The organism is Rahnella sp. BIGb0603 (genome assembly GCF_024808755.1).
Classification (GTDB): Bacteria; Pseudomonadota; Gammaproteobacteria; order Enterobacterales; family Enterobacteriaceae; genus Rahnella; species Rahnella contaminans.
The window spans coordinates 61,140-74,582 of sequence record NZ_JANUEX010000006.1 but is presented as its reverse complement, the minus strand read 5'-3'; the positions used below and the strand labels follow the sequence as shown (position 1 = coordinate 74,582).

General features: G+C 49.7%; 9 protein-coding genes. 1 reads left to right on the top strand and 8 read right to left on the bottom strand.

What is annotated here, in order from left to right:
- Window positions 1-253 precede the first annotated feature (253 nt).
- The 8 genes from lpxK to serC form a co-directional block, all read right to left on the bottom strand.
- Entirely contained in the window at window positions 254-1,243 is a 990-nt protein-coding gene (lpxK, locus tag M2403_RS17025) for a tetraacyldisaccharide 4'-kinase (RefSeq protein WP_217153069.1), read from the bottom strand.
- Window positions 1,240-2,988, bottom strand: a complete 1,749-nt coding sequence (gene msbA / locus M2403_RS17020) for a lipid A ABC transporter ATP-binding protein/permease MsbA (protein ID WP_152324162.1) — start codon at window positions 2,986-2,988, stop codon at window positions 1,240-1,242. Before msbA ends, lpxK begins: the two co-directional genes overlap by 4 nt.
- 38 nt (window positions 2,989-3,026) lie before the next feature.
- Entirely contained in the window at window positions 3,027-5,300 is a 2,274-nt protein-coding gene (locus M2403_RS17015) for a DNA internalization-related competence protein ComEC/Rec2 (protein WP_259230230.1), read from the bottom strand.
- 250 nt (window positions 5,301-5,550) lie between these two features.
- A complete protein-coding gene (gene ihfB / locus M2403_RS17010; protein WP_013574835.1) occupies window positions 5,551-5,835 on the bottom strand; it encodes an integration host factor subunit beta in 285 nt (94 codons plus the stop codon).
- A gap of 60 nt (window positions 5,836-5,895) precedes the next feature.
- Window positions 5,896-7,572, bottom strand: a complete 1,677-nt coding sequence (gene rpsA, locus M2403_RS17005; protein WP_101076455.1) for a 30S ribosomal protein S1 — start codon at window positions 7,570-7,572, stop codon at window positions 5,896-5,898.
- A 156-nt stretch (window positions 7,573-7,728) separates the two neighbouring features.
- Window positions 7,729-8,427: a (d)CMP kinase gene (gene cmk / locus M2403_RS17000; protein ID WP_152324163.1), complete on the bottom strand. Its 699-nt coding sequence runs from the start codon at window positions 8,425-8,427 to the stop codon at window positions 7,729-7,731.
- A gap of 194 nt (window positions 8,428-8,621) precedes the next feature.
- Window positions 8,622-9,905, bottom strand: coding sequence for a 3-phosphoshikimate 1-carboxyvinyltransferase (gene aroA, locus M2403_RS16995; RefSeq protein ID WP_152324710.1), 1,284 nt, complete (start codon window positions 9,903-9,905; stop codon window positions 8,622-8,624).
- 104 nt (window positions 9,906-10,009) lie between these two features.
- On the bottom strand, window positions 10,010-11,095 hold the full coding sequence (serC, locus tag M2403_RS16990) for a 3-phosphoserine/phosphohydroxythreonine transaminase (protein WP_152324164.1): 1,086 nt from the start codon (window positions 11,093-11,095) through the stop codon (window positions 10,010-10,012).
- A gap of 325 nt (window positions 11,096-11,420) precedes the next feature.
- On the opposite strand from serC, the gene ycaO reads away from it, so the two are divergent.
- Window positions 11,421-13,184, top strand: coding sequence for a 30S ribosomal protein S12 methylthiotransferase accessory factor YcaO (gene ycaO, locus M2403_RS16985; protein ID WP_259230216.1), 1,764 nt, complete (start codon window positions 11,421-11,423; stop codon window positions 13,182-13,184).
- The last annotated feature ends 259 nt before the right edge of the window (window positions 13,185-13,443 follow it).

The following is a 13,443-nucleotide window of genomic DNA, read 5'->3' as shown; positions in this document are numbered from 1 at the left end:
TTGGAAGCGGAATCATCGGGAAAGAGATAACGTCTGGGAGGAACTGCTTTACTCTACACTCATACATAAATAGCGCTGTAACACAGGCTGCACGCATTTACTCATAACCTGCAAACAATAGCAAGTCACGATACGCAATAATTTTAAGGGTCATTAATATTTACGCAAATAAGTCATTAAAATCAGTCGCATTGAAATTATAAATTTACGTAAATTTCGAATATCTGAAGTGGATTTCGAAGATACAACCCGCTTAAAGATGGGTTTTCAAAATAAGATCAGCTATTTTTTGCAATAATTTCTCTGCCTGTAAACCCTGAATTTTTGCTTCGACGGGCAAATACCACCAGTCCGGCTGAGCAAAAGAGCGGCATTTTACGGCATCTTTTTCCGTCATCAGAAGCTGCTGACCGGGTTGTACCGTAGCGGAAATCTGTTCAGGGGAGTACGCCTGATGATCGGCGAAAGCGATTTCCTTTTGCAAATCTACCCCCAGCTGTTTGAGTGTCGCAAAAAAGCGTGGTGGATGACCAATACCGGCCATCGCCACCACATTCTTCAGCATCGCTGCATCGCGCTGTTCACCCGTCACCAGATTCACGGCTTTGCCCGGCTGTAAAACCATAGACAGCTCACCGGCAAGCGCGGTGCCACCGTTGGTAATCACCGCATCAACAGAACGCAGACGCGCCTGACGTTCGCGCATCGGTCCGGCAGGCAACCAGTGGCCGTTGCCAAAGCGCCGGACGCCGTCAACCACCACAACTTCAACATCACGCTGAAGCGCGTAATGTTGAAGGCCATCATCCGTGATAATGACGTCCAGCTCATGCGCGGCCAGCAGTGCTTTAACGGCATCAGAACGAACCGGGGACACCGCAACAGGCGCTCCGGTTCTCTGGAAGATCAATACGGGCTCATCACCCGCCTGAGCAGCCTTTGTATCTGCTGCTAATACCAGCGGATAGCTTTCAGCCTTACCGCCGTAACCGCGTGAAACTACGCCCACGCGGAATCCATGCTGCTGTAGCGTTTCAACCAGCCAGATAACCACCGGCGTTTTACCATTGCCCCCGGCAGTGAGGTTCCCCACTACCACGACGGGCACAGGCGCCCGCCAGCTTTTTTTAAGCCCTGATTTATAGCTGTAACGGATTAAATTCGAGATTAACCCGTACAGCCAGGACAAAGGCAACAGCAACAGATAGAGCGGTGATTTACCTGACCAGATACGCTCAATCATTGGCCAAACTGCATCCGGTAGAGCTGCGAATAAACACCGCGTTCTTCCAGCAATGCGGTGTGTGAGCCACGTTCCACAATACAACCATCTTCAATCACCAGAATCTCATCGGCTTTTTCGATGGTCGATAGGCGGTGCGCAATCACCAAAGAGGTACGGTTTTTTTGCAGTTCATCCAGTGCGGCCTGAATTGCACGTTCTGACTCGGTATCCAGCGCAGAAGTCGCTTCATCAAGGATCAGAATCGGCGAGTCGCGCAGCAACGCACGCGCAATCGCGATGCGCTGGCGTTGGCCACCAGAAAGCAGGACGCCATTCTCGCCAATAACCGTGTCCAGACCTTTATCCATCTTACCGATGAAATCCATCGCATAAGCCATTGTTGCGGCTTTTTCGATTTCTTCACGGGAATAAAGATCAGTACGGGCATACGCAATGTTGTTGGCAATCGTATCGTTGAATAAATGAACGTTCTGCGATACAAGTGCAACCTGATCGCGCAGTGATGACAAGGTATATTCACGCAGGTCATGACCGTCCATCAGGATTTTACCTTCCTGGATGTCATAGAAACGTGTCAGCAGGTTGGCAATAGTCGATTTACCGGACCCGGAACGCCCCACCAGCGCAACAGTTTTCCCTTCCGGAAGAGCGAAAGAAATATCGCGCAGCGCAGGAGCATCGCGACCAGGATAGGTGAAGGTGACATTCTTGAATTCAACTTCCCCTTTAACGCGTTTAACTTCCAGCTTGCCTTCGTCTTTTTCCTGCTCCATGTCCAGAATAGAGAACAGCGTCTGGCAAGCTGCCATACCGCGCTGGAATTGGGAGTTGACGTTCGTCAGGGACTTCAGCGGGCGCATCAGCGCAATCATCGAGGAGAAGACCACGGTGATCGTGCCGGCACTGAGTGTTTCCATCACAGACGGGAAGCTTGCCGCATACAGCACGAAAGCCAGTGCCAGAGAGGCGATCAGCTGAATAATCGGGTCAGAAATCGATGAAGCAGAAACCATACGCATACCTTGCTGACGCATACGGTTACTGACTTTATCAAAACGCTCAGTTTCAACTTTCTGGCCACCAAAGATCAGAACTTCTTTGTGCCCTTTCAGCATCTGCTCTGCGCTGGTCGTCACTTGTCCCATCGTGTTTTGCATCGATTTACTGATGTTACGGAAACGTTTAGACACCACGCGGATAACAACCGAAACGATCGGTGCTATGACCAGCAAGATCACTGAAAGCTGCCAGCTGTAGTAAAACATCATGATAAACAGGCCAATGATTGAAGCCCCTTCACGCACGACGGTGACAAGAGCGCTGGAAGACGATGAAGCCACCTGCTCAGAGTCATAGGTAATACGGGAAAGCAAGGTACCGGTGGATTGCTGGTCAAAGAATGCGACCGGCATTCTCATCATGTGACCAAACAGGCGGCGGCGCATATGCATAACCACTTTGCCCGATACCCAGGAGATGCAGTAGCTCGAAATGTACCCGCTCACGCCACGAACAATCATCAGACCAATTACGACAAGTGGCATCCAGAGTAAAATTGAGCGGTCTGCTTTTCCGAATCCGTCATCTAAAAGCGGTTTCAGCAAAGACAGCATGAAGGTATCACTGGCGGCGTTGGCGACCAGCGCAATAGCCGCAGCAACCAGCCCGGCTTTAAAAGGTGTGATCATCGGCCATAGGCGACGGAATGTCTGCCACGTGGAGAGATCTTTATCGTTCATCATGCAATATCAACCAGCATCGAAAGAAATAGCGGCCTATTCTACTCATTATCTACTGATACTCCAAACCGGCGGTGGTACCAACGTGGGTTTAATTGCTCCCGTAAGCCTTTAATTGCCCAATAATCACCATAAATGAACAGGCTTAGTTGACCGGAATCCGAAGTGGAGTGCCAGTCATAGCGGGCTTTGTTGTATCTGCTAACAACTTTATGCGCGGGAAGATGCCATTTGTTGAAACGTGCTGCCGATGTCAGCGCCGATTCCGGCGAAACAGCCCGCAAAAAAGGCGGTGAAGACGACGTATTACTCCCGTGATGAGGAACCTGAAGCACTGTAGAGTGCAATTTCTGCCTCGATTTCCTGATCAAGGCCCTTTCTGAACCGGCTTCAATATCCCCTGTCAGCAAAAGGCTGAATGAACCATCATCAATGCGGATGACGCAACTGTCATCATTTCGGGCATCAGCAACTTTTGCCTCCGGCCATAAAACGTTAAAATTCAGCCCCTGCCATTGCCAGTGTTCTCCGGCCACACACGCCAGATGCCCCTCTGACATGGAACTCTCCCGCAAACTTGCCTGAGGATATCGCGATTGCAAAAATGGCAGGCCACCACGATGATCCATATCGTTGTGACTGATAATTATCTGTTCTAACTCGATATTATGCCAATTCAAAAACGGTAAAATATTCTGTTCAGCCGCTGACCCACCTTCCCACTTATTCCCCGTATCATAGAGAATACCTTTCCCATTCCGGCTGATGAGTACCGACAAACCATGCCCGACGTCCAGCATATCAACACGCCAGCGTTCAGCAGGGATCCGTCCGTACCAGACTACGGATACCGCGCAAAACGACACCAGTATTGAAACCCATTGTTTCACGTGCCCGATACGGCAAAAAATTATAGCAACCCATCCCAACAAACTGACAAACAGAAAGTTTTCTCCCAGCGCAAACCAATTACCGATGAATGGTCTTACGCCCCACATTGCCAGATTCAGTGTGTAATCAGCACCCTGCCAGAGTAAGGTTTGGATCCCCGTCAGCAACCCGGCCGGGAAGATGTTCAGAAAAAGGACGACCAGAACACAGGGAACTGTGAGTAGTGATACAACTGGTACAGCCCACATATTTGCCAGAAATGAGGCAACATTGATCCCATGGAAAATGCAAGTTTGCAGGGGCAATAAAAGCAGGGTCACTCCGGCCTGCAAATGTCCCCAACGAATGACACACCAGTACCAGTGCTGCTGAAACTTCGCCGGTAAAGGCACCCATTGAAACCAGAAAACGAGAGAAGCAACGGCAAAACACGACAACCAAAAACTATCTGACAATAAATTCATCGGATCAGTTATTAGTAAAAGCGCTACGCCCCATAACCAGACCTGCCAGGGATGACAACGAACCCGAAAGTAACGCAGCAGGATCCATAATGAGAATGCCATCGCTGTCCGCATAGCAGGCGCATTACAACCGGCAAGCCACGTGTAAACCAGCAGGAAAATCTCACTGACTACCAGCGGAAAGCGATAATCGATTAATCTGACAGGCATAAACCACTGACACATCCGCGCCAAACACCCACCAAACAATGCGGCAATCCCAATGTGCAGACCGGAAATGGCGACCAGATGCGCAATCCCGGTACGCTGTAAGACCAACATTTCTGGTTTTTGAATCAACCCTTTCTCACCAAATGCCAATGCAATAAGCACTGGCGCATTCATAAGTTCTGGCATCTTCTGCATGACGCGTTGGATAAATTGCTGACGCCAGTCCGCCTCAGTGTCCAGAGGCTCCCCGCTGTAGATAGTGCCGGTCAGCGGCGCATGCTGCGACAACGCCCAGCGCTGTGCATCAAAGCCACCTTCATTGAGCAGGCTATGTGCCGGACGCAGGCTGACAAGTATTTTCCATCGTTGCCCTGCCAACAGAGGCGTAGTATCCCCTTCCCATTTAGCCCGGAATAACACGGGAGGAAAAACGCGTTTACCCTCCTCTCTTTCTATCCTGAAGAAGCGGGAAGACCCTTCCGTTCCCAAACTCACCGTTTTCACCTCGGCAATCACTTCACGTTTAACGCCCTGAAGGGATGAAATCTGTTGCAGCTGGATTTGCCCCTGATAAGCAGCCCAACAGAAGCTCAGTAATGTGATGGCAATCAGTCTGAATAGTTTTCGTTCAGGAACGAACAGCAGACAAGTCATCATAAATAAGGCAACAAGCTGAACTGTCGTGGGAATTGTGGCGAGAAAAATCAGCGGCACCATGCCGGTGATAATGGCAATTGCGACCTCATCCATTGAGATTTTGATGTTTTTACCCTCAGCGTTAAACGGCCTGTAATTCAGGTCAACGTCAGGACTGGAGTATGGTTTTTGAGCGAAAAAGGGACAAGTATCAGAAGGAATCGATGCGAGGCATTACGCAAATAATAAGCAGAATAGAGAAAACGGAAACAGTCTTCAGGTCGAAAATGACAAAAAAAACGGCACCTTAAAGGCACCGTTTTGCATTCGCTATAGGCAGTCATTTATGTTTCAGGAATAAACCTTAGCCATAAATGTTCGCGCGATCACGCAACTCTTTACCTGGCTTAAAGTGAGGAACGTACTTACCGTCCAGCTCAACTTTATCGCCCGTTTTAGGGTTACGTCCCACACGCGGAGCACGGTAGTGAAGAGAAAAACTGCCAAACCCACGGATTTCGATGCGTTCACCATCAGCCAAGGTTGCAGCCATATGCTCAAGCATCTCTTTCACTGCATCCTCAACAGCTTTCGCCGGGATATGAGAGTGCTGGCCAGCAAGTCTTTCAATAAGTTCAGACTTGGTCATAGTACCTCCAAGCTTTGCAGCTAAACTACCGTTTCGGGGCGACAGAGTCGCCCCCCGTCATTACTCGCCTTTTGCCGCTTTGAATGCTTCAGCCATAGCGTTAGAGAAGTTGCTTTCTTCTGCTGGTTTGTTGTTAACAACAGCGATTGCATCTTTCTCGTCTGCTTCGTCCTTAGCACGGACGGACAGGCTTACTACACGGTTCTTACGGTCAACACCGGTGAATTTAGCTTCAACTTCATCACCAACGCTCAGAACCAGAGTTGCATCTTCAATACGGTCGCGAGAAGCTTCTGAAGCGCGCAGGTAACCTTCTACGCCACCAGCTAATTCAACTGTAGCACCTTTAGCGTCAACTGCTGTGACTTTACCAGTAACAATAGTACCTTTCTTGTTAACAGACAGGTAGTTATTGAATGGATCTTCAGCCAGTTGTTTCACGCCCAGGGAGATACGCTCACGTTCTGCGTCAACTTGCAGGACCACAGCTGCGATTTCGTCGCCTTTCTTGTATTCACGTACTGCTTCTTCGCCTGCAACGTTCCAGGAGATGTCAGACAGGTGAACCAGGCCGTCGATGCCGCCGTCCAGACCAATGAAGATACCGAAGTCAGTGATTGACTTGATTTTACCTTCAACACGGTCGTTCTTGTTGTGGGTTTCTGCGAATTGCTGCCATGGGTTGTTTTTGCATTGTTTCAGGCCCAGGGAGATACGACGACGTTCTTCGTCGATATCCAGAACCATAACTTCAACAACATCGCCCACGTTAACAACTTTAGATGGGTGGATGTTTTTGTTAGTCCAGTCCATTTCAGAAACGTGAACCAGACCTTCAACGCCTTCTTCGATTTCTACGAAGCAGCCGTAATCAGTCAGGTTAGTAACGCGACCCGTCAGTTTAGTACCTTCTGGGTAACGTTTAGCGATAGCGACCCAAGGATCTTCGCCCAGTTGTTTCAGACCCAGTGACACACGGGTACGCTCGCGGTCGAATTTAAGGACTTTAACAGTGATTTCATCGCCGACATTAACGATTTCGCTTGGGTGCTTAACGCGTTTCCAAGCCATGTCAGTGATGTGCAGCAGGCCGTCAACGCCGCCCAGATCAACGAATGCACCGTAGTCAGTGAGGTTCTTAACGATACCTTTAACTTCCATGCCTTCCTGCAGGTTTTCCAGCAGTTGATCGCGCTCTGCGCTGTTCTCAGACTCAATTACTGCACGACGGGAAACAACAACGTTGTTGCGTTTCTGGTCCAGTTTGATGACTTTGAACTCAAGATCTTTGCCTTCGAGATGCAGCGTGTCGCGAACAGGACGAACGTCTACCAGTGAACCTGGCAGGAACGCACGGATACCGTTCAGCTCAACAGTGAAACCGCCTTTAACTTTACCGTTGATAACACCGGTAACAGTTGCAGATTCTTCGTAAGCTTTTTCCAGCGTGATCCAAGCTTCATGACGTTTAGCTTTTTCACGGGACAGCAGAGTTTCACCGAAGCCGTCTTCAACAGCGTCCAGCGCAACATCAACTTCGTCGCCAACCTGGATTTCCAGTTCGCCCTGTGCGTTTTTGAATTGTTCTGCCGGGATTGCAGACTCGGATTTCAGACCGGCGTCAACCAGTACGATATCTTTGTCGATAGACACAACAACACCACGAACGATGGAACCAGGACGGGTTTCGATTGTTTTTAAGGATTCTTCAAAGAGTTGAGCAAAAGATTCAGTCATGTTGATAATCTTTAGGTTCTTAAGTTTAACGTCCATCTGGCTTCCTGCTGGATGGGGTTGTTTCAAATGCCCCGCTACAGATCCTTGCGGCGAGGTTAAAAAAAACTATAGCCAAAACTGGCACTGAATGTTCTTCAGCACCAGATTATGGCTCGATTACCGGGTTTGTTTTTGCGGCAATCCTAGAATTTCTGTGGCATAAGCCAGCGCTTTTTCGATGACTTCGTCGATGGACATACTGGTTGAATCCAGCAATAACGCATCAGGAGCAGCCACTAAAGGCGCAATAGATCTGTTACGATCACGATCATCGCGTTCTTTGATCTCGGCTAAAAGCCGTTCAAAGTTAACACTAAAGCCTTTTTCCTGCAACTGTAGCATTCTTCTGTTTGCACGTTCCTCTGAACTCGCGTCCAGGAAGATCTTCACAGGCGCGTCAGGGAAAACCACGGTGCCCATATCACGACCGTCAGCAATCAGGCCCGGCGTTTCACGGAACGCACGCTGACGACGCAACAATGCTTCACGAACACGGGGGAAAGCCGCAGCCTGTGAGGCCGTATTCCCGACCGTCTCGGTGCGGATTTCGTTGGTGACATCCTCACCTTCTAAAATCACTTGTAACTGCCCATCCTGAGCGACAAAACGAACGTCGAGATGTGCGGCCAGCGGAACTAACGCCTCTTCTGAGACAATATCAACCTGGTGATGTAAAGCCGCCAGCGCTAAAACGCGGTAAATGGCACCGGAATCCAGTAAGTGCCAGTTAAAGGCTTCGGCCAAAGCTTTACACAAAGTACCTTTACCTGCACCACTTGGCCCATCAACGGTGATTACCGGGGCTAAAGCCGTCATTTTTGTCTCCTTTCGGTGGGGAATACCCGCTTCATTAGCCTAAGACGACTAATTCAGGAGCGGCATTATACGCTGCCTTTGTGGCAACTGTTACCCCGCATTTTTTAGTTGCCTAAAAAGCGGACGTTTCTGACACCTTAAAGCAAAAAGCGGACATCAAAGATGTCCGCCGTCTTCACACATACCGGAAGAGTTTAAGCCAGAGTGCTGATCGCAGCCAGTTGATCAAAATAGTCCGGGAAGGTTTTCGCCGTGCATTTCGGGTCAAGGATAGTGACCGGGGTGTCCGATAACGCCACCAGGGAGAAACACATCGCCATGCGGTGATCATTATAGGTTCCGATCTCAGCAAATTTCAGGGCCTTCGGCGGTTCAACGCGAATATAATCTTCACCCTCTTCCACCGTTGCGCCCACTTTGCGCAATTCTGTCGCCATCGCCGCCAGACGATCGGTTTCTTTGACACGCCAGTTATAAATATTACGCAGCGTCGTCGGACCTTCGGCAAATAATGCAGTGGTAGCGATTGTCATCGCCGCATCAGGGATATGGTTCATGTCCATGTCGATGCCTTTCAGCTCGCCACGTGTGCATTCAATATAGTCATCAGCCCAGTGAATAGTTGCACCCATTTTTTCCAGCACATCAGCAAAACGAATATCGCCCTGCATGCTGTTTTTACCGATGCCGGTCACACGCACAGTGCCGCCTTTGATGGCTGCTGCCGCGAGGAAATAGGAAGCAGATGACGCATCACCTTCCACCAGATAAGCGCCCGGTGAAACGTATTGCTGTTTCCCTTTGATATGGAACTGTTGATATTGGTTATTCTCAACTTCAATACCAAAAGTTTTCATCAGGTTCAGGGTGATGTCGATATAAGGTTTGGAAACCAGATCGCCTTTAATCTGAATCGTCGTGTCGTTGTCTGCCAGCGGAGCTGTCATTAACAGCGCCGTCAGAAACTGGCTGGAAACGCTGCCATCCACGCTGACGTCACCGCCACTAAAACCACCGCGAAGACGCAGCGGCGGATAATTTTCCTGCTCCAGATAATCAATCTGTGCGCCGCCCTGGCGAAGTGCATCCACCAGGTGGCCGATCGGACGCTCTTTCATACGCGGTTCGCCAGTCAGCACGACATCCTGCTCACCCAGGCATAATGCAGCCGCCAGCGGACGCATCGCAGTGCCCGCATTCCCCAGAAACAGTTCCAGACCTTTAGCATCAGAAAAAGCGTTGCCCAGACCATCAATCTCACATTCGGTACGATCTGCTGATAAACGGTGCGTAACGCCCAGTTGTGTCAGTGCATTCAACATATGACGCACGTCATCGCTGTCGAGCAGGTTAGTCAGGCGGGTAGTGCCCTGTGCAAAAGCAGCCAGTAAAAGCGCACGGTTAGAAACACTTTTTGAGCCGGGTAAATTGATGCTGCCGTTAACCAGCGCAACAGGTTGTAATGTCAGGGATTCCACTCTTTCTCCAATTCTTCATTTCATAAAATGACCCCGGACAGCGAGCCGGGGTCATTTTTAAGGCTTCTAACAAAAGCATTGTACTGGCCCGAAAGCCAGCGCGCTTAACCATGGCGTTTTTCAAATTCCGCCATAAAGTCAGTCAGCGCTTTGACACCTTCAATCGGCATTGCATTATAAATGGATGCGCGCATCCCACCGGCTACACGGTGGCCTTTCAGCGCATGCAGACCGGCGTCCTGCGCCTGATCCAGGAACAGTTTATCCAGTGACGCGTCGGCCATCTGGAACGGAACGTTCATCCACGAACGGTTCGCTGCGGCAACCGGGTTACGATAGAAACCTGTGCGATCGATGGAACCGTACAGTAGTTCAGCTTTGGCCTGATTGCGTTTTTCCATTTCACGCAGACCGCCCTGTTCTTTCAGCCATTTGAAGACCATACCTGACAGGTACCAGGCGAACGTTGGCGGGGTATTGAACATGGAATCGTTCTCGGCCAGTACGGTGTAATCAAGGATAGATGGCAGCTCAGTGCGTGCTTTACCTAATAAATCTTCGCGTACAATAACCAGCGTCAGGCCAGCCGGACCGATATTTTTCTGCGCGCCGGCATAAATTACGCCAAAGCGGCTGACATCAATCGGGCGCGAAAGGATACAGGATGAGTAGTCGGCCACAACGATTTTATTCCCGAAATCAGGCATTTCATCGATAGCAATACCGTCAATGGTTTCGTTCGGGCAGTAATGAACGTAAGCAGAATCTGCACTCAGCTTCCACTCGTTCATTGGAAGGATGCCACGTTTGCCGTCAATCGTGGTGGTGACATCAATGACATTCGGCGAGCAATATTTTTGTGCTTCTTTAACGGCGCTGTGAGCCCAGTAACCGCCATCGATATAATCAGCAGACGCTTTATCGCCCAGCAGGTTCATTGGAACTGCGGCGAATTGCGCACGTGCGCCACCGTGGCAGAACAGTACTTTATAGTTCCGGGGAATATTGAGCAGATCACGGATATCCTTTTCGGATTCTTCAGCAACCTGGATAAATTCCTTACTGCGGTGACTGATTTCCATCACCGAGGTACCCAGTCCGTGCCAGTTACAAAGTTCCTGTTCCGCACGACGCAACACTTCAGCCGGGATCATTGCCGGACCTGCACTAAAATTATAAACCTGAGTCATTTCCCCTCACCACTTCTCTGAGACAGCCACATAGTTACCATTAATTTACCGGTTTTATCATTCGAAACAAGCCATCTGTAACGGTTATTCCTCATGACCTGATAAAGCGCGTTGAGATCTGCGTCACAAGGTTCATTCCTCCTTTTAACGCTGATTTTGCGGAATAATGTGTGTATGAACAGACAAATGGGAGGTGCTATTACAGCGCGTTCAAACTCAACCCTTTGACTTCACACAGCGATTACATTCTTAACACGAATACATGGAGCTAATACGCAAAACCCCGTATCATTGCGCGTTTTTAGCACGCTCAAAAGTGAACTCAATGACGCAAACTTTTATTCCTGGTAAAGACGCGGCGCTGGAAGACTCCATTTCCCGCTTCCAACAAAAACTCACCGATCTCGGCTTTAATATCGAAGAAGCTTCCTGGCTGAATCCGGTTCCCCACGTCTGGTCAGTGCACATTCGCGACCGCGACTGCCCGCTGTGCTTCACCAACGGTAAAGGCGCCAGCAAAAAAGCCGCTCTGGCTTCTGCTTTGGGTGAGTATTTTGAGCGTCTGTCGACCAACTATTTCTTCGCCGATTTCTATCTGGGCAAAGAAATTGCCAACAGCGACTTCGTGCATTATCCAAACGAGAAATGGTTCCCGCTACCGGAAGATAACCTTCTGCCTGAAGGTATTCTGGATGAGCGTCTGCACGCATTTTACGATGCAGATAAAGAACTGGTCGCCAGCGATCTGATTGATCTGCAATCCGGCAACCCGGATCGCGGGATTTGCGCATTGCCGTTCACCCGTCAGTCTGACCTGGAAACCGTATATATTCCGATGAACATCATCGGTAACCTGTATGTGTCAAACGGCATGTCTGCCGGGAATACCGCGAATGAAGCCCGCGTTCAGGGTCTGTCTGAAGTCTTCGAGCGTTATGTCAAAAACCGTATCATCGCGGAATCTATCAGCCTGCCAGAGATCCCTGCTGACGTGCTAGCGCGCTATCCGGGTGTGGTTGAAGCCATCGCCAAACTCGAAGAAGAAGGTTTCCCAACCCTGTCTTACGATGCCTCTTTGGGCGGCGACTATCCGGTCATTTGCGTAGTGCTGTTCAACCCGTCCAACGGGACTTGTTTCGCTTCCTTCGGCGCACACCCGGACTTCGGTGTTGCACTGGAGCGTACGGTCACTGAATTACTACAGGGCCGCAGCCTGAAAGATCTGGACGTCTTCGCCGCCCCAACCTTCGATGACGAAGAAGTGGCTGAACATGCCAATCTGGAAACTCACTTCATCGATTCCAGCGGTCTGATTTCCTGGGATATGTTTAAACAGGATGCCGACTATCCGTTTGCAGACTGGAACTTCAGCGGCAAGACAGAAGAAGAGTTCGCCACGCTGATGGCAATCTTTGATAAAGAGGACGCTGAAGTTTATATCGCGGATTACGAGCATCTTGACGTGTACGCTTGCCGCATTATCGTTCCGGGCATGTCTGACATTTATCCGGCTGAAGATTTGCTGCTGGCGAATAACAGCATGGGCGCGCATCTGCGTGATCAACTGCTGGCATTGCCGGACAGTGACCTGCCAAAAGAAGCTTATTTGGAAATGATCACACAGCTTGATGATGAAGGTCTTGATGACTTTACCCGCGTTCGCGAGCTTCTGGGCATCGCCAGCGGCAAAGACAACGGCTGGTACACCCTGCGCGTAGGCGAGCTGAAATCTATGCTGGCACTGGCAGGCGGCGATTTGGATCAGGCGCTGACGTGGGCTGAATGGGCGCATGAATTCAATGCATCGGTTTACAGCGATGAGCGCAATAACTATTACCGTTGTCTGCAAACACTTCTTCAGCTATCCCTGGAAGAAGATCGTGATCCGGCTCAGTACTACACGGCATTCGTGAAAATGTACGGTCAGAAAGCGGTTGATGATGCTTCAGCAGCCATCAGCGGCGAAGAGCGTTTCCACGGTCTGTTTGCAGTAGATGCCGACCTCAAAGCATTGCCTGCTCATCAGGCTCTGCTGGGCGCTTACGAAAAACTCCAGGTAGCAAAACGCCGTTACTGGTCAAAAGCCTGACCTTCCGACGTTTGAAAAATCTACGAACCGGCGGAATTTTCTGCCGGTTTTTTATTTCCCTTCGTAATGGCTTTGGGGGGGTTATTTACCGCCAAATGTTTGACTCAGCCGAAAAAATGACGTGTAATTCGCCGCGAAATAAAGGCCGGTTGTCATTTTTCTGACTTAAGCCCCACGGACTTTTTAATAAGTTGCTCATCTGTAAAAAACACAAAGTAAAATTGACGAGAGCCATTAACAATGGCTTATTATAATTTAC

Coding starts and splice junctions, on each gene's coding strand:
- ycaO (WP_259230216.1), top strand. CDS start 11,421: ATGACGCAAACTTTTATTCCTGGTAAAGACGCGGCGCTGGAAGACTCC.
- M2403_RS17015 (WP_259230230.1), bottom strand. CDS start 5,300: ATGGATGAGGTCGCAATTGCCATTATCACCGGCATGGTGCCGCTGATT.
- rpsA (WP_101076455.1), bottom strand. CDS start 7,572: ATGACTGAATCTTTTGCTCAACTCTTTGAAGAATCCTTAAAAACAATC.
- ihfB (WP_013574835.1), bottom strand. CDS start 5,835: ATGACCAAGTCTGAACTTATTGAAAGACTTGCTGGCCAGCACTCTCAT.
- msbA (WP_152324162.1), bottom strand. CDS start 2,988: ATGATGAACGATAAAGATCTCTCCACGTGGCAGACATTCCGTCGCCTA.
- cmk (WP_152324163.1), bottom strand. CDS start 8,427: ATGACGGCTTTAGCCCCGGTAATCACCGTTGATGGGCCAAGTGGTGCA.
- lpxK (WP_217153069.1), bottom strand. CDS start 1,243: ATGATTGAGCGTATCTGGTCAGGTAAATCACCGCTCTATCTGTTGCTG.
- serC (WP_152324164.1), bottom strand. CDS start 11,095: ATGACTCAGGTTTATAATTTTAGTGCAGGTCCGGCAATGATCCCGGCT.